At 66.6% G+C, this 24,611-nt stretch carries 19 protein-coding genes; 8 read left to right on the forward strand and 11 right to left on the reverse strand.

Annotated elements, in window-relative coordinates; all coding sequences use genetic code 11:
• Positions 1-150: 150 nt before the first annotated feature.
• Entirely contained in the window at positions 151-1,173 is a 1,023-nt protein-coding gene (locus ACL58G_RS03000; protein ID WP_440965094.1) for a J domain-containing protein, read from the reverse strand.
• A gap of 142 nt (positions 1,174-1,315) precedes the next feature.
• On the reverse strand, positions 1,316-2,464 hold the full coding sequence (locus tag ACL58G_RS03005; protein ID WP_413386017.1) for a class I SAM-dependent methyltransferase: 1,149 nt from the start codon (positions 2,462-2,464) through the stop codon (positions 1,316-1,318).
• 42 nt (positions 2,465-2,506) lie between these two features.
• Between ACL58G_RS03005 and ACL58G_RS03010 the strand changes: the two genes are divergently transcribed.
• The 4 genes from ACL58G_RS03010 to ACL58G_RS03025 all read left to right on the forward strand — a co-directional run bounded on the left by ACL58G_RS03010 (position 2,507) and on the right by ACL58G_RS03025 (position 4,898).
• Positions 2,507-3,328: an SDR family oxidoreductase gene (locus ACL58G_RS03010; protein WP_440965096.1), complete on the forward strand. Its 822-nt coding sequence runs from the start codon at positions 2,507-2,509 to the stop codon at positions 3,326-3,328.
• Positions 3,329-3,363: 35 nt separating this feature from the next.
• Positions 3,364-3,762 carry a dihydroneopterin aldolase gene (locus ACL58G_RS03015; protein WP_056134732.1) on the forward strand — a complete coding sequence of 133 codons (399 nt, stop codon included), beginning with the start codon at positions 3,364-3,366 and terminating at the stop codon, positions 3,760-3,762.
• Entirely contained in the window at positions 3,759-4,682 is a 924-nt protein-coding gene (gene ttcA / locus ACL58G_RS03020) for a tRNA 2-thiocytidine(32) synthetase TtcA (RefSeq protein WP_440965098.1), read from the forward strand. Before ACL58G_RS03015 ends, ttcA begins: the two co-directional genes overlap by 4 nt.
• A 63-nt stretch (positions 4,683-4,745) precedes the next feature.
• Entirely contained in the window at positions 4,746-4,898 is a 153-nt protein-coding gene (locus tag ACL58G_RS03025) for a hypothetical protein (RefSeq protein WP_440965100.1), read from the forward strand.
• Positions 4,899-4,901: 3 nt separating this feature from the next.
• Here the strand turns inward: ACL58G_RS03025 and ACL58G_RS03030 are convergent, their stop codons facing one another.
• From ACL58G_RS03030 to ACL58G_RS03040, 3 genes are all read right to left on the reverse strand, one after another.
• Entirely contained in the window at positions 4,902-5,519 is a 618-nt protein-coding gene (locus tag ACL58G_RS03030; RefSeq protein ID WP_440965101.1) for a glycosyltransferase family 2 protein, read from the reverse strand.
• Positions 5,520-6,145: 626 nt separating this feature from the next.
• Entirely contained in the window at positions 6,146-7,723 is a 1,578-nt protein-coding gene (locus ACL58G_RS03035) for a S41 family peptidase (protein ID WP_440965103.1), read from the reverse strand.
• A 99-nt stretch (positions 7,724-7,822) separates the two neighbouring features.
• Positions 7,823-11,371, reverse strand: a complete 3,549-nt coding sequence (locus tag ACL58G_RS03040) for an indolepyruvate ferredoxin oxidoreductase family protein (protein ID WP_440965105.1) — start codon at positions 11,369-11,371, stop codon at positions 7,823-7,825.
• 304 nt (positions 11,372-11,675) lie between these two features.
• Between ACL58G_RS03040 and ACL58G_RS03045 the strand changes: the two genes are divergently transcribed.
• A complete protein-coding gene (locus ACL58G_RS03045; RefSeq protein WP_036230990.1) occupies positions 11,676-12,176 on the forward strand; it encodes an Lrp/AsnC family transcriptional regulator in 501 nt (166 codons plus the stop codon).
• Positions 12,177-12,475: 299 nt separating this feature from the next.
• Here ACL58G_RS03045 and axe2C read toward each other — a convergent pair whose 3' ends face one another.
• From axe2C to ACL58G_RS03070, 5 genes are all read right to left on the reverse strand, one after another.
• On the reverse strand, positions 12,476-13,522 hold the full coding sequence (gene axe2C, locus ACL58G_RS03050; protein WP_440967941.1) for a bifunctional acetylxylan esterase/glucomannan deacetylase AxeC2: 1,047 nt from the start codon (positions 13,520-13,522) through the stop codon (positions 12,476-12,478).
• Positions 13,522-14,736, reverse strand: coding sequence for a glycoside hydrolase family 27 protein (locus ACL58G_RS03055; RefSeq protein WP_440965107.1), 1,215 nt, complete (start codon positions 14,734-14,736; stop codon positions 13,522-13,524). The genes axe2C and ACL58G_RS03055 overlap by 1 nt, the downstream gene beginning before the upstream one ends.
• Positions 14,736-16,064, reverse strand: coding sequence for a glycoside hydrolase 5 family protein (locus ACL58G_RS03060; protein ID WP_440965109.1), 1,329 nt, complete (start codon positions 16,062-16,064; stop codon positions 14,736-14,738). The genes ACL58G_RS03055 and ACL58G_RS03060 overlap by 1 nt, the downstream gene beginning before the upstream one ends.
• An 88-nt stretch (positions 16,065-16,152) precedes the next feature.
• The gene (locus ACL58G_RS03065) at positions 16,153-18,396 is read right to left on the reverse strand and encodes a glycoside hydrolase family 3 C-terminal domain-containing protein (protein ID WP_440965111.1); all 2,244 of its coding nucleotides are present in this window, start codon (positions 18,394-18,396) and stop codon (positions 16,153-16,155) included.
• 106 nt (positions 18,397-18,502) lie between these two features.
• Positions 18,503-19,774: a sugar MFS transporter gene (locus ACL58G_RS03070; RefSeq protein ID WP_413380441.1), complete on the reverse strand. Its 1,272-nt coding sequence runs from the start codon at positions 19,772-19,774 to the stop codon at positions 18,503-18,505.
• A gap of 273 nt (positions 19,775-20,047) precedes the next feature.
• Between ACL58G_RS03070 and ACL58G_RS03075 the strand changes: the two genes are divergently transcribed.
• The 3 genes from ACL58G_RS03075 to ACL58G_RS03085 all read left to right on the forward strand — a co-directional run bounded on the left by ACL58G_RS03075 (position 20,048) and on the right by ACL58G_RS03085 (position 23,366).
• Complete coding sequence (locus ACL58G_RS03075; RefSeq protein ID WP_440965113.1) at positions 20,048-21,133, forward strand: LacI family DNA-binding transcriptional regulator; 1,086 nt, start codon at positions 20,048-20,050, stop codon at positions 21,131-21,133.
• Positions 21,134-21,232: 99 nt separating this feature from the next.
• Positions 21,233-22,444, forward strand: coding sequence for an AGE family epimerase/isomerase (locus ACL58G_RS03080; protein ID WP_440965114.1), 1,212 nt, complete (start codon positions 21,233-21,235; stop codon positions 22,442-22,444).
• 1 nt (position 22,445) lies between these two features.
• The gene (locus tag ACL58G_RS03085) at positions 22,446-23,366 is read left to right on the forward strand and encodes a carbohydrate kinase family protein (protein ID WP_440965115.1); all 921 of its coding nucleotides are present in this window, start codon (positions 22,446-22,448) and stop codon (positions 23,364-23,366) included.
• Here ACL58G_RS03085 and ACL58G_RS03090 read toward each other — a convergent pair whose 3' ends face one another.
• Positions 23,367-24,596 carry a maltoporin gene (locus ACL58G_RS03090; protein ID WP_440965116.1) on the reverse strand — a complete coding sequence of 410 codons (1,230 nt, stop codon included), beginning with the start codon at positions 24,594-24,596 and terminating at the stop codon, positions 23,367-23,369.
• Positions 24,597-24,611 lie beyond the last annotated feature (15 nt).

The following is a 24,611-nucleotide window of genomic DNA, read 5'->3' on the forward strand; positions in this document are numbered from 1 at the left end:
GTCCCGGTTTTCCGTGTGTGCCTGCGATGGGCTGGCGGGCTGCATGGGCCCGTGTGGTCTACCGAGTATATTACGTCCAGGGAACAAAATTCTTGAATTTCACCCCCCATCAAACTGGTGAAATGTCGCGAAAAACCACACTTTCGGTTATCAGGCGCCGGGCTGGCGTGCGGCGGCCTGGCGCAGCGGCGCGCGGTGGCCGGGGGCGCATTCAGGACGGGCACCGCCGATCATGATGTTTTGGTAACGGACTTCGTACTTGCCGGCCGCGAGTTTATCGATCAGGAACTTGGCGCGGCCCAGCACGTAGGCGTGGCGCACGTTCGAGCGGCGGTCGAGGTCGTAGATCTTGACCAGCACAGGCGACGAATTGTTGCTGTTGTCGACCAATACCTGCATCTCGTCGCCCTGGTTGCCGAGCGGATAACCGTCGATGTAGCCGGACTGCGCCGGCCACGGATCGCCCGTCGGCGCGACCTGGGTCTGCAGGTCGGTGTCGCAATCGGGCGCGCGGGCCGGCACGATCAACTGGGTGACGCCGAGGGCCTTGATGTCGGGCGGCACATCGGCCTGCCCGGCGGGACGTGCCCAGCCGTCGGCGCTGGCGTCGCTGCCCAGCGGATCTGGCGCTGTGTTCGGGGTGGATGCGGAGGCGGATGCCGACGCGGAGGCCGATGCCGATGCGGGCGCCGCGGCCGTGGGCTGCGCTTTGCCGGGCCAGGCCAGCGCGCTCGGTACGCTCGGCAGTATCCTGGGGGGATCGAGCAGGACGATGGCCAGCGCGCCGCCGCCCGCGAAGGAGGCGAGCATCAGGCCCCACCAGCGCGGGTCGCGCAGCACGCGCCAGCGCGACGGTGCCGCGACCTGGCGCGGTTCCCAGTGCCCGTCGCCGCGCGGCTTCTCGCGGCCATCCTCGCCATGGGAACTTTCCAGCCACTCGACTTCCCACTCTTCCGAAGCGATCCACTCGTCGTGTTCCTTGCGGCGCACGGGATCGGACAGGATGTTGTAGGCCGTATTGACGATGGCCATGATGCGGGCGGCGCGCTCGTCGCCCGGATTCTTGTCGGGGTGATATTTCTGACTCAAGGCCTTGTAGGCCGCGCGAATGACTTCCTGCGGTGCGTGGCGCGACACCTTCAGGTTGTCATAATGGGTATGGATCTTGGCCATGGGTCAGGGTCGGGTTGCACAGGGCGCCAGCTGCTTCAATAGTAGCCGATTCGTTCTGTAACGGCAGAGGCAAAGGACAGCCTGCCGTACGGGCGGCATTACAGCATAGCCGGGTTTGTATCCACCGCGCAAGATGTCAGTATCACAACTTGTGGCTGCGATCGGCGCGCTCGATGGCGGGGTCGAGCGCGACGCCGCTGCCGACGATGAGCACCTTGAACAATTCCCCCATTTCCGCCGGCGAGACGAGCTTCTGCACGGCCTTCGACTGCGGCAGGTAGCGCAACGCATCTTCCGGGTCCGTCTTCAGCAGCAGCTCGCCGATGCCCGCCGCCAGCAGGAAGGCCGCCTGGCTCATGTAGCCGAGCACGTCCAGCCCGGCACCGTGGGCCGCGAGCGCCATCGCCGTGAAATCGACGTGCGCCGTGATGTCCTGCAGGCCCGGCAGATAAAACGGATCCGGGTGCGCATGGTGGCGGTAATGACACATCAGCGTGCCGCTCGTGCGCTCGTCGAAATAATATTCGTGGGCCGGGAAACCGTAGTCGACCAGGAGCGCGGCGCCTTTCCCCTTCTCGAACATCTGCGCCAGCGAGCGCATGAACCCGCAGGCGACCGGGTGGACTTCGGTCAGATAGCCGTCCTGCAAGGTGTCGGCGTCGGGAATTTGGCGGCCGATCTGGTCGAGCAGAGCCGCGTCGGGCTCTGCGGGCGCAAAGGCGAAGCGACCGTCTTCCACCGTCACCATCTGGCGCAGCCAGCGGCCGCCGTCGCGCACGACGAGCTCGACCGGCATCGCATCCAGCACTTCGTTGGCGAGCACGACGCCGCGGAACGCGACCGGGAAATCGTGCGTCCAGCGCACCTGCGAGAAATCCTTCAGCGCTTCCTGCTGGCGCGCGCGCAATTCGCCCGACAGTTCGATGATCGTATAACTGTCGACGCGCACGCCCAGTTCGGCCAGCGCGGTCAGGACGTCATGGGCGAGTTTGCCCGTGCCGGCGCCGAATTCGATAATGTCAGGGGCACTTTGGGCCATAATAGCGGCTGCCGCGCGCGCCAGCGTGGCACCGAACAGCGGGCTGATCTCGGGCGACGTGGTGAAATCGCCATCGCGGCCCAGCTTCGCCGCACCGCCGCTGTAATAGCCGAGGTTCGGCGCGTACAGCGCCAGTTCCATGAACCGCGAAAACGGGATGGCGCCGCCCTGGTCGGCGATCTCGGCAGCGATCATGCGCTGCAGGGCTTGGGACGCGGCCAGCGCGTCGCTGGAGGGAAGAGGTAAGGACATCCGGCCATTGTAGCGAGAATTGGCAGCGACCCACAAACCACGATGACACAGACAAATTCGACTCCTGACTCAGTTGGCACACCCTCGGACCGCCCGCACGCGGGACGCGCGCGCGTGGCCCTCGTCACGGGCGCCGGCCGGCGCATCGGACGCGCCATCGCGCTTGGCATGGCCGAAGCCGGCTGGGACGTCGCCGTGCACTACCGCCAGTCCGCACAGGATGCCGACGAGGTCGTCGCGGCGATCCGCGCCCTGGGCCGGCGCGCCGTCGCGCTGCATGCGGACCTCGCCGACGAGGCGGCCGTGCGCGCCCTGCCCGGCCAGGCCGCGCACCTGCTGGGTGGACTGGATTGCATCGTCAACAACGCGTCGTTGTTCGAATACGACAAGCCGGACGCCTTTTCTCCAGCCCTGCTGGCCGCCCACATGCAGTGCAACGTGGGCGCGCCGCTGCTGCTCGCGCAGGCCTTGCACGCGCTGGTGCCGGACGGCGGCCAGGCCGTCGTGATCAACTTGCTCGACCAGAAACTGTACAATCTCAACCCGGATTTTTTGTCGTACACGTTGTCGAAAGCGGCATTGCAGACGGCCACCACGATGCTGGCCCAGGCGCTGGCACCGGCACTGCGCGTCGTCGGCGTCGCGCCCGGCATCACGCTCGTCTCGGGCGACCAGAGCGCGGACGGCTTCGAGCGCGCGCACAAGGTCACGCCGCTGGGACGCTCGTCCACGCCGCAGGACATCGTCGACGCCGTGTGCTACGCGGCCAATGCGAAGGCGCTGACCGGCACCACCCTGCTCGTCGACGGCGGCCAGCACCTGATGCCGCTGGCGCGCGACGTGATGTTTTTGACTGAAGACTGAATCAACCCCGTCCCCTCTTATTTCGAAGGTTTCCTATGTTGTCCGCCCTGTTCTACCCGCAACTGCGCGATTGCCGCAGGCTGTTCCTGCGCAATTACGAAGTCATGATCAACATCGGTGTCCATGAGTTCGAAAAGAAGGGCGAGCAACGCGTCCTGATCAATGTCGACCTGTACATCCCGCTCGCCCTGTCGACGCCGAAGGACGATCAATTGCACGAAGTGGTCGACTACGACTTCATGCGCGAGACCATCGCCAGGCGCATGGCGCAGGGCCACGTGCACCTGCAGGAAACCCTGTGCGACGACGTCGTGAAGGCGATGCTGGCGCACCCGAACGTGCGCGCGGCGCGCGTGTCGACGATGAAGCCCGACGTGTATCCCGACTGCGAAGGCGTCGGCGTCGAAGTGTTCCAGATCAAGGATGAAGCATGAATGAAGTGACCCTGGCGCACCCCGAGGCGGACGCGCTTGATAAAAAGGCCGAGAAGCAGGCCTACGAGAACAACAAGCTGCACAAGCGGCTGTGCCGGCTCGTCGGCCAGGCGATCGGCGATTTCAACATGATCGAGGACGGCGACAAGGTCATGGTCTGCCTGTCCGGCGGCAAGGACAGCTATGCGCTGCTGGACATCCTGATGACCTTGCGCGAGCGTGCCCCGATCCACTTCGACATCGTCGCCGTCAACCTCGACCAGAAACAGCCGAACTTCCCGGCCGACGTGCTGCCGGCCTATCTGGAAAAGCTGGGCATCCCGTACCACATCGAGAACCAGGACACGTACAGCATCGTCAAGCGCCTGATCCCGGAAGGCAAGACGACGTGCTCGCTGTGCTCGCGCCTGCGGCGCGGCATCCTGTACCGCGTGGCGGACGAGCTGGGCTGCACGAAGATCGCGCTGGGCCACCACCGCGACGACATCCTCGAGACCTTCTTCCTGAACATGTTCTTCGGCGCGAAGATCAAGGGCATGCCGGCCAAGCTCGTCTCGGACGACGGCAAGCACGTCGTGATCCGCCCGCTGGCCTACGTGAAGGAAGCGGATACGGAACGCTATGCGGAAGTGAAGGCGTTCCCGATCATCCCGTGCGACCTGTGCGGCTCGCAGGAAAACCTGCAGAGAAAACAGATCAAGGCGATGTTGCGCGACTGGGAGAAGAAATATCCGGGCCGTGTGGAAAACATCTTCTCGTCGCTGTCGACCGTCGTGCCGTCGCACCTGATGGACCGCGAGATGTTCGGCTTCACGGACCTGAAGGCGGACGGCGTGGCGAATCCGGCCGGCGACATCGCGTTCGACGAGGAACCGTGCTCGACGCCGGCGACGGGGACCATTCCGCTGCAGCCGCTGTAATACTTCACGCTGGCGTCGGAAGGCCTGGGCGAGCGCGCGGCCGAGGGCTCGGGCCTGATCTGCGTGGCCATCGTCGGCGGTGCCATCGTGCTCTTGATCACGGGCTACGCCGCCGATGCCGCCGGCCTGCGCCTCGCACTGGCCGTGCCCGCGCTGTGCTACCTGCTGATCCTCGCGTTCGGCTGGTACGCGCGCCGGCCGCTGCAGCACGGCTGAGCGTCAACCCGCGACATCGGTGCCCGCCGGGCTCGCGCCGTCCGGCTGCCTGCGCGCCTGGCCGAGCTGGCGCAGCGCGCGGGCGTTGATGCGGTCGCGCTCGGTATCGCGCAGCCAGCCCCACTTGTCGAAGTAGCGCCACGCCGACACGCACCGCCACCAGAGCGCAGCCGACCGCCTGCGCCAGCCGCGCGCGCTTGCCTGGGCCGGGTCGCGCGCAGGGTGACGCAACACCGTGACATGCGGCACGAACACGGTGCGCGCGATGCATGCGGTGCGGCGCGCCAGGTCGACGGTGTCGAACCGCTGCAGGAAGCGCTCGTCGAACATGCCGGCGCGCAGCACGGTCTCGACGCGCATCAGCAGGCAGCAGCCCGGCGGCACCGGCACCTCCATCACCCGGCTGTAGCCGCCCGCGTGCAGCTGGTAGCGCGCCAGCCTGCCGCTGGAGCGGCGCAGCAGCGGAAAGCAGCGTCCCAGCAGCAGTTCCAGCGGCCCCGGCAGCAGGCTGCACAGCGGCTGCAGGCGCCCGTCCACATCCTGCACCCGCGGCGCCAGCAGGCCCACGTCGGGATGCTGCTCCATATAGGCGACCATCCGGGCCACCGCGTCGAGCGGCAAGCCGATGTCGGGTGCAAGCAGCAGGTGATAGACACTGCCCGCAGCCGCGGCCTCACGCAGGATGCGGTTATGGGCGCGCGCCTGACGGGGCCAGTCCCGTTGCGGGCGGTAGTGCGCCCCGTAGCGTCCGGCCAGCGCGGCCAGCGCAGGCTGTTGGGCATCGTCGACCACGTAGATCCGGAGGTGCGGACAGGCCGTCGTGAGGCTGAGCAGCAGATGTTCGATCCGGTCCGGTGCCGCCCCGCCGCAGACGAGGCAGCAGCTGGCCCGGACGGCCGTGGCGCCCATGCTCAGCCCCCGCCACGCGCGCGCGTTCGCCGGGCGCGCGGTGCATGCGCGGCACGCCGGTTAGTTGCAAAACTGAATTCCTTGTCCATGGCGCCCTCCAGCGAACGAAACACATGGGTTCAGAGTGGCGCCGTGCGCGACGGTTGCAGCGGAATCGGCGGCGTTTGCGCAGGATCAGACTGCAAGCATCTGCCGCCGACAAATGGATATGAAAGAGGTCAAACGGTTACAGCGCCATGGGCACCCCGTGCCCACGCGTCGCGCCAACATGATGCGTACGTCACGCGTGGGCACAGGGGTGCCCACCCTACGATCCTGTCATTGATGAGTCAAGGTGTTTAGCGTGTGCGCGGCGGATAAATCGCGATCTCCTTCATCTGCGACCGCGCGATGTGCATCGGCACGCGACGCGCCCGCGCCGTCGACGCCGCCGGGCAGGCATTGGTGGCGCGGTACGCGAGCGCGGCGGCCAGCATGCCCTCGGCGGGATCGCCCAGCGCATGCGCCATGTCGTCGGACACGGCGCAGGTCGGCGCAAAGCCGTCGGCGAAATCGCCGAAGCCCTTCGCGTTCACGCCCTGGAACTGGATCGTGAAATACGTCGTGCCGCAGTTGTCCGCCGGCAGGAAGCCGTAGGGCTTGCCGCAGGTCGTGGCGCCGATGATATCGACCTGGACGTCCACCCCGCGCAGGCCGTTGATGACGGCTTCGCTGGCCGAGCACGTGTCGGACGTCGTCAGCACGGTCACGCGCTTCAGGCCCAGGTAGGGCAACGCCATATTGCGCGGCGCGGAAAAGCCGTAGGCCGTGTTGCGGAACGGGATCGGGGCATCGGGCGCCGTCTTGTCGTTGTACAGCGCGCGCTCGAACGTCTTCCCGGCCGTGGCCGGTCCCGCGATCATGTACGCCAGTTCGCTGGCGACGTACAGCAAGCCGCCGCCGTTGTAGCGCATGTCGAGCACGAGGTCCGCCGCGCCCTGGTTCTTCAGGCTCGTGAACGCATTCACGAGCTGCAGTTCGGAGACGGCATTGTGGTCCTCGAAGCTCAGGTAGCCCACCTTGCCGGTCGGCGTGTCGATCACTTTCACGTTTTTCACGGGCGTCGTCGTGACGACGGCGGACGTCAGCGCGATGTCCATCGTGGTGTCGCCGCGGCGTATCGTGAGCGTGTGGCGCTCGCCCGCGGTGTCCGGCGACAGGCCGTCGTTCAGCCGTTCGATCTGCGCCTCGTCGGCGGTGTTGATGAAGTCGATGCCGTCGACGGCCGTCAGCAGGTCGCCCCGCTGGATGCCGGCGGCGGCCGCGGGCGACCCCGGCTCGACGATCGCCGCGATCCACGTGCGCGGTGCCGTCGTGGAGTTGACGGACCACGTCAAACCATAGCCCGTATCCTGGCTCGCATTGGTCAGCGCATCCCATTCCGCCGTCGTGTAGGTGAAATGGAAACGGTCCTTGTCCTTGCCCGACGCGGTCAGCGCGGGCGTCTTGAGCGCAGCGAAATAGTCGAGCGTGTTCGTGTAGTCGGCCATGCGGACCGTCGACGGGATCTCGCTGTACCAGAGATAAGTCGCGTCGGTCCAGCCGCGCAGGAATTTCATCTCGTCCTGCAGCGTGCCCTGGCGGTCCGGGAACGCATGGCCCTCGGCGTCGACGCCCGTGCGTGGCGCGGCGCACAGGTTTTGGTAACTGATGTAGTCGGACGGGATCGGATCCGGGGTCACGGCCGGTGGCGTGGGCGTCGTGGTCGGCGGCGTGGTCGTTCCGGTGCCGGGATTGCCGGCGATGGGCGTCGAGGCGCCGATGCCTGGACTTCCCCCGCCGCCGCCGCAGCCGGACAGCGTGACGAGGGTGGCGCAAGCGCAAGCGAACAGGCGCGAAAAACGGGTCGGCGAAGCAGCGGTAGAAAGCGATTTCATGCGTCCGATTATAGACCCGGCCGCTACGCGCAAATACATCCAACTGTAACAACGCCGCCTGCCGAGTCCGGCAGGCGGCGTCGTGTCAAACGATCGGCATCAGGCGGCGCGGGTGACGGTGCCGCCCGCGTGGAAGGCGGATACCAGTTCCGCTTCCTTGCGCTTGGCTACCTTGAGGTTGCGCTCCTTGACGTGGCCGAAGCCGCGGATGTCTTCCGGGATACTCGCGATGGCCACGGCCTGCGCCAGGTTGTCGGCCGTCAGCCTGGGCAGCAGGCCCTCAATGGTGGCGCGGTATTCGCCGATCAATGCGCGCTCCATCCGGCGCTCGGCCGTGTGGCCGAACGGATCGAATGCCGTGCCACGCAAACCCTTCAGCTTCGCCAGCACGCCGAACGCCTTCATCATCCACGGGCCGAATTCCTGTTTTACCAGGTGGCCGTCCTTGTCCTTCTTCGCGAACAGCGGCGGCGCCAGGTGGAATTTCAGTGTGACGTCGCCTTCGAACATGCCGTCGATCCTGGCCATGAACGCGGGATCCGTGTACAGGCGCGCGACTTCGTACTCGTCCTTGTACGCCATCAGCTTGTGCAGGTAGCGCGCGACGGCTTCCGTCAGGCGCGTGCCCTTGCCCAGCTTTTCCTCGGCGGCGCGGACGCGGTCGACGAAGGCCTTGTACTGCACCGCATAGTCGGGATTCTGGTACGCGGTCAAGAGTTCGACGCGGCGCTTGACGAGCTCGTCGAGCGTCTGCGCGCGCTTGAACTCGATCACCTGCGCGGGCGTGACGAGCTTCTGCACGGACGGCAGATCATGCGCCGCCGTGCGGCCCCAGTTGAAGGCGGCCTTGTTGAAGGCGACCGACACGCCGTTCAACTCGATCGCCTTCACGATCGACGCTTCCTGCAGCGGCACGTGGCCCTTCTGGAACGCGTAGCCCAGCATGAACATGTTGGTGGCGATGGCGTCGCCCATCAAGGTCGTCGCGATGTGGCCGGCGTCGATGAAGTCGACGTTGCCTTCGCCGCAAGCCTGCACGATGGCGCCGCGCGAACCTTCGGCCGGGAATTGCCAGTCCGGGTTCTTGATGAACGCCGCGGTCGTGGCGCCGGTGCCGTTGACGGCGGCCCACGTGCGGCCTTCGCCCATGCGCGACAGCGCGTCGCGGCTGGCCGTCACGATCTGGTCGCAGCCGATCACGAGGTCCGCGTTACCGGTGCCGACGCGCGTCGAGTACAAATCGCCCTGGCGGTCCGCCAGGCGCACGTGCGACATCACCGGACCGCCCTTCTGCGCGAGGCCGCTCATGTCCAGCACGAGGGCACCCTTGCCTTCGACGTGGGCGGCCACCGCGAGGATCTGGCCGACCGTCACGACACCCGTGCCGCCGACGCCGGTGACGAGGATGCCGAACGGGTTCGTCGTCGCAGGAATCTTCGGCATCGGCAGCGACGGCGGCGCCGCTTCGGCAGCGGTCTTCTTCGGCTTTTTGAGTCCGCCGCCTTCGACCGTGACGAAGCTCGGGCAGAACCCGGTGACGCACGAGAAATCCTTGTTGCACGACGATTGGTTGATCTGGCGCTTGCGGCCCAGTTCCGTCTCCAGCGGTTCGACGGACAGGCAGTTCGACTGCTTCGAGCAGTCGCCGCAGCCTTCGCACACGGCTTCGTTGATCACCGCGCGCTTGGCCGGATCCGGGTAGGTGCCTTTCTTGCGGCGGCGGCGCTTTTCCGACGCGCAGGTCTGGTCGTAGATCATGGCCGACACGCCCGGCATCTCGCGCAGTTCGCGCTGCACGTCCATCAGTTCCGCACGGTGGCGCACGGTGACGCCTTCGGCCCACGGATAATCGTCCGGGTATTTGTCCGGTTCGTCGGTGACGACGATGATCGGCGTCACGCCTTCGGCCGCGAGCTGGCGGCTGATCCTGGCCGGGTCGAGCGGACCGTCGACGACCTGGCCGCCCGTCATCGCGACGGCGTCGTTGTAGAGAATCTTGTACGTGATGTTGACCTTGGCCGCGACCGAGGCGCGGATCGCCAGCACGCCCGAGTGGAAATAGGTGCCGTCGCCGAGGTTCGCGAACACGTGCTTCTCGCCCGTGAACGGCGCCTGGCCGATCCACGTGACGCCTTCGCCGCCCATGTGCGTGAACGTGGACGTCTCGCGGTCCATCCACAGCACCATGTAGTGGCAGCCGATGCCGGCCATCGCGCGCGAGCCTTCCGGCACCTTGGTCGAGCTGTTGTGCGGGCAGCCGGAGCAGAAATACGGGATGCGGTCCGTTTCCGGGTTCGCCTTCGGGATGTTCTTGAGGATCAGTTCCTTCGCTTCGAGGAAGGCGATGCGTTCCTTTACGCGCTCCGCGACCGGGTGGCCGGCGCAGTAGTGCGAGATGCGCGACGCGATCGCGCGCGCGACCTGGGCCGGGTTCAGCTCGTAGTTCGCCGACAGCAGCCAGTCGCCCTGGCCGGAGCGGTTCTTGACGCTCCACTCGCCGGCGTCGTCGAACTTGCCGACGACGCGCGGACGTTCGCTGTCCGGCAGGCTGTACAGCTCTTCCTTCAGCGCGTATTCCAGCACCTGCCGCTTTTCCTCGACGACGAGGATCTCGTCCAGGCCGCGCGCGAATTCGTGCACGCCGACCGAGTCCAGCGGCCACGTCATGCCGACTTTATACACGCGCAGGCCGATGTCGCGCGCGGCCTGCTCGTCGATGCCGAGATCCGCCAGCGCCTGGCGCGTGTCGAGGTAGCTTTTGCCCGCGGTGATGATGCCGATCCTGGGCTGCGGGCTGTCCCAAATGATCTGGTTGAGTTTATTGGCTCGCGCATAGGCCAGCGCGGCATACCACTTGTAGTGGTTCATGCGCACTTCCTGGTCCAGCACGGCGTCCGGCCAGCGGATGTTCAGGCCGCCCGGCGGCATCTCGAAATCGGTCGGCAGGATGGTCTGGACGCGGTCCGGATCGAGGTCGACGACAGCCCCCGATTCGATGATGTCGGTCACGCATTTCATCGATACCCATAGCCCGCTGTAGCGGCTCATCGCCCACGCATGCAGGCCGTAGTCGATGTATTCCTGCACGGACGACGGATACAGCACGGGGATGCCGCAGTGATGCAGGATGTGGTCGGACTGGTGCGCCGTGGACGACGATTTCGCCGCGTGGTCGTCGCCCGCCAGCACGAGCACGCCGCCGTTCTTCGCGGAGCCCGCGTTGTTGCCGTGTTTAAAGACGTCGCCGCAGCGGTCCACGCCCGGGCCCTTGCCGTACCACATGGCGAACACGCCGTCGTACTTCGCATCCTTGAACAGATTGGTCTGCTGCGTGCCCCAGACGGCGGTGGCCGCGAGGTCTTCGTTCATGCCGGGGTGGAAGTGGACGTGGTGCGATTCCAGGTGTTTCTTCGCCTTCCACGCGGTCTGGTCGACCTGGGTGACGGGCGAGCCCCGGTAGCCGGTGATATAGCCCGCCGTGTTCAGGCCGGCCTTCAGGTCGCGTTCGCGCTGCAGCATCGGCAGGCGGATCAGCGCCTGGGTGCCGGTCATGAAGGCGCGGCCGCGCTCGAGCGTCCATTTGTCGTCGAGCGTGATCTCGTGCGGGGATAGCGGTTCCAGCTGGCTGCGGTCCAGGGGGGCGTTCATGCGTGTCTCCAACGTTTGTTTTATATGTCGCTGCAGCGTAGGGTGGGCACCCTGTGCCCACGCGTGACGTTTGCGTCATGCCGGCGTTCGCGTGGGCACAGTGACGTTTGCGTCATGCCGGCGTTCGCGTGGGCACAGGGGTGCCCACCCTACATGGTTGTCGTGCGCGCGGCGTCAAATAACGGCCCCGCGTCGTGTCGGGCCAGTATAGACCCGCACCCCCAGCATTAAATTTCAATGAATTCCCCCCGCCGGACGATTTGCGCAATAAAATTGCGACGTACGCGAGTCCTGTGGAGAATTCATGTCAAAAATCGAGCTGGATAAAACCGATCGCAAAATCCTGGCAATCCTGCAGTCGGATGGCCGCCTGTCGAACCAGGACGTGGCCGAGCGCGTCAGCCTGTCGCCGTCGCCCTGCCTGCGGCGCATCAAGCGGCTGGAAGAGGCCGGTGTCATCCGGCAATATGTCGCCCTGCTCGATCCCGACAAGCTGGGCCTGGGCCTGCTGGCCTATGTGAATGTCCGCCTGGAAAAGCACAGCGAAGGCGCGGCGAACGCGCGCGTGCCGGCCACGTCGCCGCGCTTCGAATTCGCCCAGGCCGTGTCGACCTGGCCGGAAGTGGTGGCCTGCTATGCGATGACGGGGGAGATGGATTTCCTGCTGCGCGTGCACGTGGAAGACATGGACCACTTCTCGCGCTTCATGATGAGCACCTTGCTGCGCCACCCGGCCGTGCTGGACGTCAAGTCGAGCTTCGCCCTGCAGCGCATCAAGGAAACGACGGCGCTGCCCATCGTTTGACGGGCCTGCTCGTGCCCACGCGCGACGCCAACGCACCGCAAGCGTCACGCGTGGGCGGAGGCCGCCCACCCGACGGGTGCTTCGGGCATAACGTCGGCAAGCCTTCTGTTTAGTAATAAGCGCGAAACTCGAGGCTTCCTGCGCCGACGCGTTTGACCCTGCCGCACGTCGTCGGTAATCTCGATCTGGTCTCGGCCCGGCCGTCGCTTCAGGGGCGGCCGGTTCGTCTCCAGCCGGTGTGGTCCGGCTCTCTTTCCGATGCACCGGGTGTTATCCCGGTCCGTCGGATTTTTTTTGGCCTACCAGCCGGCGATGCGCCGCAGTTGCGGCAGGATCTCCGCCGCCATGGCCGCATGCTGGGCCGTCGTCGGATGGCCATTGACGGCGTCACCGGGCTGGTACGCCACCGGTGCGAGCAGGTGCACGCGCCTGTCGCCCACGCGGCCCATCGCTTCCTTCAGATAGCCGATCAGCGCCGCCTTCTTGTCGCCATTCAGCAGCACGCCTTCCGTCAGCGCGATCTGGGCGTGCGGATGGTCGCGCAGCACGCGGCGCAACAAGGCCGCGTACGTATCGACATACGCCGCGCGCTCCGGAATGCCGGGATTGAAGTCATTGGTGCCGATCGCGATGACGATCAGGTCCGGAGCGTAATCGGCCTGGTGCCATCGCACCGGATGCGCGGCATCGGCGATGGCGAGGTCGTAGAACGCCGGCAGCTGGAACTCGTCGGTCCGGTCGTTCCAGCTGCGCACGAGACCCCGGCCGCCATAGCAGACCAGCTGCACCTGCGCGTCGAGCGCACGCGCGGCCAGCATGCCGTAGGACAGGCGTGGATTCCACCAATCGGGCGTGTTCTTGTCGCCGGCGCCCCGCTCCATGTCGGCGCCGCACGTGACGGAATCGCCCAGCACGAGCAGGCGCCGCCTGGGCAGCGTGGGGGCGGCGAGGAACCGGCCATCGGCCGTGAAACGCGCGATGGACGTCACGCCCAGCCAAGTCTCGCTGCGGTGCACGAGTTCGACGCGATGCGAGCCGGGCGCCGCACCCTTGAAGACGTCATAGGACTGCACCTGCGGCGCCAGATGCAACGTGCCGGCGGGTTTGCCGTCCACGATGACGTCGACGAGGCTGCTGGCACTGCCCGCCGCATCGACGGCAAGCCGGGTGCCGTCGACGACCAGGGACAACGTCACGCCGGGATAGCCGAAGCGCACGGTGCCATCGGCTTCCGCCACCGTGCGGCCCATGCGCGCGACGTGCGTATCGGCGGCGGGTATCGTATGCCCGGCGGCCGCCGCAGCCGCGCACACAGCCAGCAGCGCGGCAACGAGCGGCCGGCGCATCACGCCCCCTTCTTCAGGCGCAGCAGCAGCACGCCGTGCGACGGCACGGTCGCGTCGAGACGCTTGCTCGTGTCGCCCGTCTTGCCGGTCCAGGCATCCGTCCAGTGCCAGGTCGCCTTCTTGAAGTCGACTTCGCGCTTGGAGAGGTCGTCGGCGATGGCGTTCTGCTTCCAGTCATAGTGCAGCGGCAGCGCGGACTCGCCGCGGTTCAGCACCATGAACGCCCACTCGTCGTTGGCAAGCGGCTTGGCCCACAGTTCGACGGGACCCTGCTTCCAGAAGCGCAGCGCCGGCACGCCCAGCGGGTCCTGGTTGAGGGCGATGACTTCGCGGCGGCCGATGATCTTCTTGACCGAGTCCGGCATCGAACGCAGGTCGTTGCCGAGGATGAGCGGCGAATTCATCATGGCCCAGATCGAGAAGTGCGCGCGGTCCTCGTCTTCCGTCATGCCCATGCCGACTTCCAGCATGTCCATGTCGTTCCAGTGGCCCGGCCCCGCGTGCTTGCGCAGGCCCGCCTGCATGTCGAGGATGCGCATCACGCCCCATGCGGACCACGAGCCGGCGCTCTTTTCGCAATCCCAGCACGGATAGATGTCGCCCGTCGTGCGCCACGAGTGGCCGACGTCGGCCGCCCATTCCCACGGCTTGTTGTCGCCCCATTCGCAGATGCTGAAGAGAATCGGGCGGTTGGCCGCGCGGATCGCGTCGCGCATCGTCGTGTAGGCGCCGACCGCGTTCAGGCCCTTGGTCTCGCACCAGTCGTATTTCAGGTAGTCGATGCCCCAGGCGGCATACGTCTTCGCATCCTGGTATTCGTGGCCGCGGCTGCCGGGACGGCCGCCGCACGTCTTGTCGCCGGCGTCCGAGTAGATGCCCAGCTTCAGGCCACGCGCATGCACGTAGTCGGACAGCGCCTTCATCCCGGACGGGAAGCGCTGCGGGTCCGCCTGGATGTCGCCGTGCGCGTCGCGCGCGCCGTGCCAGCAGTCGTCGATGTTGATGTACTGGTAGCCGGCATCCTTCAGGCCCAGCTTGACCATGGCATCGGCGGTCTCGCGGATCAGTTTTTCGTCGATGTCGCAGGCGAATTTATTCCAGCTGTTCCAGCCCATCTGCGGGGTGGCCGCGAGGCCGTCGAATTTCTGCGCCCAGGCCACGGCCGGGGACGCCGCGATGGTGGCGGCAAGGATCAGGGAGGCACTACGTTTCACTATTTTGCTCCAATCGTCTTCAGGCGTTTATCGTGGTCCGCGATCAACTTGAGCGAGCTGGCATCGCTGTCGAACACGGAATAAAGGCCCTGCTCTTCCTGCGGCGGATCGCCGACGAAATCGTTACCCGGCTTCCACCAGTAATCCGCATTGGCCGCACGCCCCGCACCGCCCCACGCCCAGAAGTTCCAGCCGGCGACCGGATCGCCCGCTGCCGCGCGCTTCTCCAGCGTCGTGAAGACTGCGTCATAGAAGCGGTCGCGCACCTTGGTCGACGCCTTGATGTCGAACGAGCCGCCGTCGCGGTTCAGGCCGAACTCCTCCAGCACGATCGGCTTGCCGAGCTTCTTCGCATAGTCGACATGCACGTTCAGGTAGTGGCTGGCCTTCTCCATCATGCCGTCCCACGTGGCGTCGGGCTTCTTCGGATCGAACCAGCCCCAGTTCGTCGGCCACACGTGGTACGTCAGGTAGGCGATGTCCGGCGTGCGGTGCGCGTCCAGGTACAGCTGCGCATCCTGCGCGGAGCCGGCCAGGCCCTCGCTGCCCGTGCTGACCATGTGGCGGCCATCGAGCGAGCGGATGTAGTGGGCGGTCTCGGCGATCCACTTCACGTACGTCGCCTTTTCGCGCGGCGTCGACTTGCTGTTGCCGGGGCGCGGCTCGTTCGCGAGCTGCCACGACAGGATCGTCGGGTCGTCGCGGTAAGCCTTCTTCGTCACCGTGTTCGTGCGCTGGACGATCTTCGCGATCACGTTGCGGTATTCGGCCTGGGCGCGGGCGTTCGTGTAGAACGTCGCGTTTTCGGCCATGTAGCGTTCGTAGTCCTTGCTCACGTTGGGATCGTGCGCGGGCGAGCCGGTGAACCAGTTCAAGTACTGGGTCATCCCGCCGGACCACTGCCAGAAATTATTCAGGTAGAGCACGGCCGTCATGTCACGCTTTGCCAGTTCGGCCATCATGAAGTCGAGGCCTTGCAGCAGCTGCTCGTCGTACTGCCCGGGCGCGCTCGTCGTGGCGGGGCTGACGGCGCTTTTCATTGCCGTCTTCTCCGACACGGCCAGCACGCGCACGTTGTTGATGCCGAGCGCCTTCATGCGGTCCAGCTCCTTGACGAGGCGGGCCCGCTGGCCCACGCCCGCCGGCGCGCCGAGGTAGCCGCCATACCAGAAGTTCGCACCGGCGATCATGTAGCGCTGGCCGTTGCGTTCGAAATGGCTGTCCTTGACGGCCACGAAGCCGCTGTTGTCTGCCGCTTGTGCCGCTTGGGTCGCACCCGCCATCAGCAGGGTGGCGGCCAAAGCGATGTTGCCGAACTTGCGTTGCATGGTCGTAGTCTCCTCGCGCTCCTTGGGGAACGTCATTGTGTGGGATCATGCGCCGCCCACCGGGCGGTGGGCGGCAGGGGGGTGATGCTTACTTGCGCTGGCGGCCGCGCACGTCCAGCGTGGACGCCGGCAGGTCGACCGTCACGCTGGTCGCGTTCTTGCCGGCCGCGTCTTCGGCCAGCACCAGCTTGTACTTGCCCTTGGCGATGCGCCAGGTCTTGCTCTTCTCGTCGAACAGGCCGAGGATGCGCGGCTCGACGACGACGTCGACTTCCTTCGATTCACCCGGCTGCAGCGCGACCTTGTCCCAGCCGGCCAGGCGCTTCGGCGCTTCCCACTTGGCGGCGAGCGGCGACACGTACACCTGCGGCACGTCCTTGCCGGCGACGTTGCCCGTGTTCGTGACCTTGAAGCGCACGTGCAGGCGGCCGTCCTTGACCTGGCTCGCGAGACCCGAGTACGAGAACGTCGTGTACGACAGGCCGTGGCCGAACGGGAACAGCGGGGTCAGGCCCTTCTGGTCGAACCATTTATAGCCGACGGCCGCGCCTTCCTTCGTGTAATCGACGGTGAAGCGCTGCTCCGGCTGTTTCGGATCGCCGTCCAGCTTCGGACGCGGCAGCTGCTGCTCGGAGACCGGGAACGTGGCCGGCAGGTGGCCGGACGGATTCACGGCGCCGAACAGCACGCGCGCGATCGCTTCGCCGCCGCTCGTGCCCGGGTACCACGCTTCCAGCACGGCCGGGATCTTCGACACCCACGGCATCGCGACCGGGCCGCCCGTCTCCAGCACGACGACGGTGCGCGGGTTGGCGCCGGCCACGTTGTCGATCAGGGTGTCCTGGTTGTCCGGCAGCGCCAGCGACGTCGCGTCGTTCGCCTCGCCGATCCACTGCGTCGCGAACACGAGCGCGACGTCGGCCTGCGCGGCCACGCGCGCGGCGCGTGCCGGATCGGTGCCGTCGTCGTACACGACCTTCGCGTTCGGCGCCAGCGCCTGGATGTGGCGCAGCGGCGACGACGGGTAGTACACGACCGGACCCGGCCAGACCTTCGGCTCCAGGCCCGGCACGGCATTGCCGCCGACCGGATACACCTGCGACGAACCGCCGCCCGACAGCACGCCCACGTCGGCATGGCCGCCGATGATGGCGATGGTCTTCACGTCTTTCGACAGCGGCAGCACGCGGTTGTCGTTCTTCAGCAGGACGATGCCCTCTTCCGCCGTCGCGCGGCTGACGGCGCCGTTCTTCGCGAAATCGATCTTGCCGCCCTGCGCGACCGGATTGTCGACGACGCCCTTGGCGAACATGGCGCGCACGATGCGCGTGGCCATGTCGTCCAGGCGCGCTTCCGACACGTAGCCGTTCTTCACGGCTTCGTCGAGCGCGCCGCCGAAGTACGGCGACTTGTCGAATTCCTGGCCCGACTGGCGGTCCAGGCCATTGTTCGCGGCCTGCACGGTGCTGTGCGTCGCGCCCCAGTCGGACATCACGTAGCCCTTGAAGCCCCAGTCCTTCTTCAGCACTTCGTTCAGCAGGTAGTCGTTCTCGCACGCATAGGTGCCGAACACGCGGTTGTACGAGCACATGACGGAGCCGGCGTCCGACTGCTCCAGCGCGAGCTGCATCGCGAGCAGGTCCGACATGCGGGCCGCGGCCTTGTCGATGCGGACGTCGTGCTCGTTGCGGCCCGTCTCCTGGTCGTTCAGCGCATAGTGCTTGACGGTCGAGATGACGTGGTTCGATTCGATGCCCTTGACGGCATGGCCGACCATCGTGCCGGCCAGCAGCGGGTCTTCACCGGCGTATTCGAAGTTGCGGCCGTTGCGCGGATCGCGCATCAGGTTCACGCCGCCGGCCAGCATCACGTTGAAGCCGGACAGGCGCGCTTCCGAGCCGATCATCGCGCCGCCGGCATAGGCCATCTGCGTATCCCACGTCGACGCCGTGGCGAGGCCCGACGGCAGCGCCGTGCGCTCGCGCGGGGTCGGGGTGGCCTGGGTGGCGACGCCGAGGCCGGCGTCCGTTTCCAGCAGGTCCGGCAGGCCGAGACGCGGGTTACCCGGCACGAAGCCGGCCGAGAACGGGATCGCGCCTTTCGGCGGCGTGGTGCCCTTCGGGGCGAACGACGTGCCGAAATAGCCGAACACCCAACGCAGCTTTTCTTCGCGGGTCATGGCCTTGACGGCGAGTTCGGCGCGCTTGTCGGCGCTGAGGGAACGGTCCAGCCATGGCTTCTGGGCCGGCGCGGCGGGCGCGTCGGCGGCGGTGGCGAACAGGGGGAAGGCGGCGGCCAGGGCGGCAACGAGGGTCAGTTGATTCAAACGCATGGGACGAGGCTCTCTTAGGGTACGGATCGTTATAGGTATGCGACGCTTTGGATAGGCAATGTGCCGCCGCGTGAGAACCGCGCGGCGGCAATTCGGGATCAGGCGGTCAGACGGCCTTGACGTCCACGTACATGCGGGCGTATTTCGCGCCGAAGTACAGGATGAAGGCGTAGCAGACGGCCGGGATCAGGAACGACGTCTGCAGGCCGATCATGTCCGCGGCCTGGGCCTGGATGACGGGCACCACGGCGCCGCCGGCGATGGCCATCACCAGCAGGCCGGAGCCCTGGCTGGTCTGCGGGCCCAGTTCGTGCACCGACATGCTGAAGATGGTCGGGAACATGATCGAGTTGAACAGGCCGACGGCCAGCACGGCCCACATCGCGAAGTGGCCATGGCCGAACGTGGTCGCCACCAGCAGCGCGATGCACACGGCGGCGTTGAACGCGAGGACCTTGCCCGGGCTGACGGTACGCATCACGGCCGAACCGATGAAGCGGCCGACCATCGCGCCGCCCCAATAGTAGGCGACATAGTTCGCGCCGACTTCCGGCGAGAAGCCGGCGATGGACGAGTCGCCCATGTAGTTGATCAGGAAGCTGCCGATGCTCACCTCGGCGCCGACGTACACGAAGATCGCCAGCACGCCCAGCATCAGGCGCTTCTGCTTGAGGATCGAGCCGGTGCGCACCGTGCCGGTGTCCTCGTCACGGATGATCGGCAGGCGGATCACGGCGAACAGGATGGCCAGGATCGCCAGCGTGGCGGCCAGGCCCAGGTACGGACCCTGCACGGCCTGCGCCTGCGCCAGCTTCTCGGCGGCGGTCATGTTGTTCGGATCGGCGACCGTCGAGATGTGCGACAGGATCAGGTAGCCGCCGATCGGGGGGCCGACGAAGGTGCCGAAGGAATTCAGGGCCTGGGTCAGGTTCAGGCGGCTCGACGCGGTGGCCGGCGGGCCCAGTACGGTGACGTACGGGTTGGCGGCCACCTGCAGGATGGTGATGCCGCCGGCCAGCACGAACAGGGCGAACAGGAACAGCGCGTACACGCTGGTGGCGGCCGGGTAGAACAGCGCGGCACCGACGGCGCACACGGCCAGGCCGACGACGGCGCCGGCTTTGTAACCGATGCGGCGGATCAGGGCGCCGGCCGGGATCGACAGCAGGAAGTAACCGCTGAAGAAGGCCAGGTTCACCATCATCGCCTGTACGTACGTCAGGTTGTAGACCGATTTCAGGTGCGGGATCAGGATGTCGTTCAGCGACGTCAGCAGGCCCCACATGAAAAACAGTGCGGTGACGACGGTCAGCGGAAAGGTGTAGCTGGGCTGGGCCCGGTTGGCAGGCTCGACGACAGCCTGTGGTGCGCGTTCCATGGATAAGTCTCCTCGAGATGTTACCGCTAACAGGACGGCAACTTTTATTGTGAAAAGATTCTGCAGAAGCAGGGTAATAGGGTCAAACGGGGTGTGCGATTCGCCGCGAAGTTTAGTCAGGTGCCACTAAACACGGCCTCCCCTCTTATGAAATCGGTTTCTTACATGAGAATATACCGGGCAAACAGCTGTTTAGTAAAGCCGACTAAACTTCCCTGTAAATGCACCTTCGCGTTTGACCAAGGGAATTTTCATATGCAAGACTCCATTCAAATGAGCGACGCCCAAGGCGTGCGCAGCAACGATATCGGAGACAACGTGAATCCCGTCACCTCACGCCCCCAGGCGGGCGACAGCCCCGCACCGGTCACGATCCGCGACCTGGCCAAGTATGCCGGCGTCTCGGCCGGCACGATTTCGCGCGCCCTGAAAAACGAGCCCGGCCTCACGGAAAGCACGCGCCAGATGGTGTTGTCGGCAGCCCACGAACTGGGGTACGACTTCTGCAAGCTGCGCCGCAAGCGCATCCGCCGCCTGACATTCCTGTTGCATCGACAACACAATACGGCGGCCAGCAGCCCGTTTTACTCGCCCGTGCTGCACGGCGCGGAGGAAGCCTGCCGCAAGCAGGGCATCGTGCTGTCGTTCATGGCGGTCGGCCCGGCCGACGGCGTGACGGAACAGCTGCGCATGCACGCGCCGGACGCCATCGTGTGCGCCGGCTTCTTCGAACCCGAACTGCTGAACGCCCTGCGCGCCAGCGGCAAGCCCCTCGTCCTCATCGACATGAAGCTGCGCGGCTACAGCTCGGTCAACCCGGACAACCACATGGGTGGCTACCTCGCCACCCGGCATCTGATTTCGCTGGGGCGCGAACGCATCGCCATGATCTCCGGCTCGCTCGGCCACTACAGCATCCGCGAGCGCAACCGCGGCTACCGCCAGGCCTTGTACGAAGCGGGCATGCTGGCCGACCCGCGCCTGGAGACGTGCCTGCCGGACGGCGTCGACCTCGAGACGGGCGCCTACGAAGCGATGCAGGCGCTGCTCGACCAGCCCCACCCGCCCGACGCCGTGTTCTGCTACAACGACGCCGCCGCCCTCGTCGCGATGCGCGCCTGCCTCGCGGCCGGGAAGACGGTGCCGCACGATATCTCGATCGTCGGCTTCGACGACATCCCCGGCGCCGTGCTGGGCCACCGTCCGCTGACGACGCTGCGCATCAACAAGAAGGAGCTGGGCGCGCTGGGCGTCGAGCTGCTGCTGCGCGGTCCGCAGGATCCGCCGCTGGAACAGGTGGCGCCCGTGGAACTGGTCGTGCGCGCCAGCACGGTCTGCGAGAATTTTCGCCTACGCTAGCGTGGGCTCCCCGAGCCCACGCGTGACGCCGCATATCGCATACGTCACTGACGCTAAATCGTTCCATCCACATCCCGATTTCACTCACCATAACCCACCATGCTTCCCGATTTCCATTCCCGTTCGACGCTGCTGCAGCACATCCGCCACACCCGCCAGTTCTACGACCCGCGCTGCGTCGACCCGAGCGGCGGCTTCTATCACTTCTACAAGGACGACGGCGCGATCTACGACGCGCGCACGCGCCACCTGGTAAGCAGCACCCGCTTCGTGTTTAATTTTTCGATGGCGTGGCGCCAGTTCCAGGAGCCGGCCGACCGCGAACGCGTGCTGCACGGCCTGCGCTTCCTGCGCGACGCGCACCGCAACCCGGAGACGGGCGGCTATGCCTGGACGCTGGACTGGAACGACGGACAGAAGAAAGTCACGGACGACACGAACCACTGCTACGGCCTGGCCTTCGTGCTGCTGGCGTACGCCCACGCGGTCATGGCCGGCGTCGACGAAGCGCGCGCCTGGCTGGACGAGACGTACGACCTGATGGAACGCCGCTTCTGGGAACCGGCGCACGGCCTGTACGCGGACGAAGCGAGCGGCGACTGGTCGACGCTGTACCCGTACCGCGGCCAGAACGCCAACATGCATGCGTGCGAAGCGATGCTGGCCGCGTTCGACGCGACGGGCGACACGAAATTCCTGTGGCGTGCCGAGACGCTCGCGCACAACATCACCGTGCGCCAGGCGGCCCTGTACGGCAACCTGGTCTGGGAACACTACAACAGCGACTGGTCCGTCGACCCGGACTACAACCGCGACGACAAGACGAACATCTTCCGCCCGTGGGGCTACCAGCCGGGCCACCTGACGGAATGGGCCAAGCTCCTCCTGATCATGGAACGCCACAAGGACCAGATGGCCGGCCCGTCCGACTGGCTCGTGCCGCGCGCGCGCCAGCTGTTCGACGCGGCGCTGGCCAAGGCATGGGACGCGAAGCACGGCGGCATCCATTACGGTTTCGGTCCGGAAAACGAAATCTGCGACGCCGACAAGTACTTCTGGGTGCAGGCCGAGAGCCTCGCCGCCGCCGCGCTGCTGGGCGCGCGCACGGGAGATAAAGCGTACTGGGACTGGTACGACCGCATCTGGGCCTACAGCTGGGAACATTTCGTCGACCACGAACACGGCGGCTGGTACCGCATCCTCGGCCCGGCGAACGAAAAGCTCACGGACGAGAAGAGCCCGGCCGGCAAGGTCGACTACCACACGATGGGCGCCTGCTATGAAGTATTGACCGTTCTCGTGAAGGACTGACATGGCGGACTTTCCCGTATTCGTCGCGGCAGGGGAAGCCCTGACCGACATGATTGTCGACGACGCCGGCGCCACGCGCTGGCACAGCGTGACGGGCGGCTCGACGTGGAACGTGGCGCGCGCGATGGCCAAGCTGGGCGCGCCCAGCGCCTTCGCCGGCGCCGTCAGCTGCGACGTGTTCGGCGACCAGCTGTGGCGCGCCACCCTCGACGCAGGCCTGGACGAGCGCTTCCTGCAGCGCCTGGACAAATCGCCGCTGCTCGCGATCGTGCACCGCCTCGACCCGCCCAGCTATTTCTTCGTCGGCGACGACAGCGCGGACCTGCACTTCGACGCCGCGCAGCTGCCGCAAGGCTGGATGGGCGCCTGCCGCTGGGCGCACTTCGGCGGCATCAGCCTGGCGCGCCAGCCGCTGGCCGGCAAGCTCGTCGCGCTGGCCGAAACGTTGAAGGCGCGGGGCGTGCGCATCAGCTACGACCCGAACTTCCGCGCGCTGATGGACGAAAACTACGACCCGACACTCCGGCGCATGACGGCCCTGGCCGACGTCGTGAAGGTCTCGGAAGAGGATCTCGTGGGCCTCCTCCGGACGGACGACGCCGATGCCGCCTTCGCGACGCTGCGCGGCTGGAACCCGGACGCCACCTATCTGTACACGAAGGGAGCGGCCGGCGCCTCGCTGCATACGCCGGCAGGATCGTGGGAGATGGCGGCGCCGCGCATCACGCCCGTGGACACGGTCGGCGCGGGCGATGCCAGCATCGCCGCGCTGGCGTGGAGCATGCTGCATGCGCCCGAACGCGATGGCCTCGCCCACCTGCGCTTCGCCGTCGCGGCGGGCGCCGCGGCCTGCCTCGCGGCCGGCGCCACGCCGCCGTCGCTGGCCGCCATCGATACCTTGCTGGCCGGGATGCACGCCTGATCACTTCCAGCAGTTTTCGTAGGTGACGCCGACGGTGAATCCGGACAGCGTCGTGCCATGGATGCCGTTCGCGGCCAGCGGATCGTTCATCCGCGCGGCCGCGCGCGCGGCCTCGTTCCAGCGCGCGTGCGTGACGAACAGGCGCAATTCCGGACGGTCGAAATAGCCGGGCTTCGACATCAGCGCGACGGCGCCCGTGACCTTGGTCAGCCGGCGCACGTCGCCGTTCTGCGGCGCCACGCGGTCATGGCCGATATCCGCCAGCAGTTTTATCCTGTCGGACAGCGCGTACGACATGCGGCCGCCGGCCGACGCCCACGTTTTTGCCTTGGCCGGATCGTGTGCCGTATCCCGTTGCCAGACGGCGATCAGTTCCCCGCCGAAGCGGCGCGTGACCTGCGCGTACCAGCTGTCGACGATGCGCAGCCGGTGCACGTCGTCGCCGCTCGTGATGTCGCCCGTCGCGCCATTGTCCGTGCCGGCGCCCGTGCCCCACTGGACCGCGAGACGGTTGTCGCCGGCGCCGTCCAGCACGCGCTGGCGGTGCTGCACCGTGATCATCGAACCGCCGTGATGATCGCGCTGGCCATCGCTGCGGATCAGCGCCAGGCCCAGTTCCAGCGTGCCGCCCGGATTCACGGGCACGCCGCGCAGCTGAACATCGTGGCGGTTCGCCGTGTCGCCGACGCGCATGATCGGCATCGTCTGCTGGTCGTCGTGCAGGTAGGCGTAGCTGAACTTCATGGGTCCCAGCGGCACGTCTTCGATGCCCACGCCCATGCCGGACGGGTTCCAGTACAGGAAGTCGTTGACGTTCGCGCCTTCGCGCTTGTAGTAGCGGCGCCCGATCCACAGCGCGGCGTCACCGAGTCCGCTCACGTGTTCGATGGCGAGATACGCTTGCGGCAGGCCGATCTTCCAGCCGCCCTGCGGCCGCCTTGCATTGTTCGACGCGGCCGCGTTGCCCAGGTTGAGCATGGCGTACGCCTTCACGTCCTCGCCGGCGTCGCCCTGCACGAGGTGCTGGCCCAGCAGCATCTCACCGTAGACGCCGCATTCATTCCCCAAGCGGTACTTGGCGCCCGCGCCGGCCAGGCCGAAGCAGGTCTGGCCGCCGCCTTCGGAATTCGCGGCCGCGTTGGCGCGCAGGTAGTTTTGGACGTCCACGGCGGACGCAGGGAAGCAAAACGCGAGCGCGAGCAGCGCCGGCGCGATGGTTGGCATGCGCATGGTATCTCCTGATTG

Origin of the sequence: Massilia sp. GER05 (genome assembly GCF_052056005.1) — a bacterium.
In the GTDB taxonomy this organism is placed as follows: Bacteria; Pseudomonadota; Gammaproteobacteria; order Burkholderiales; family Burkholderiaceae_D; genus Telluria; species Telluria orientalis.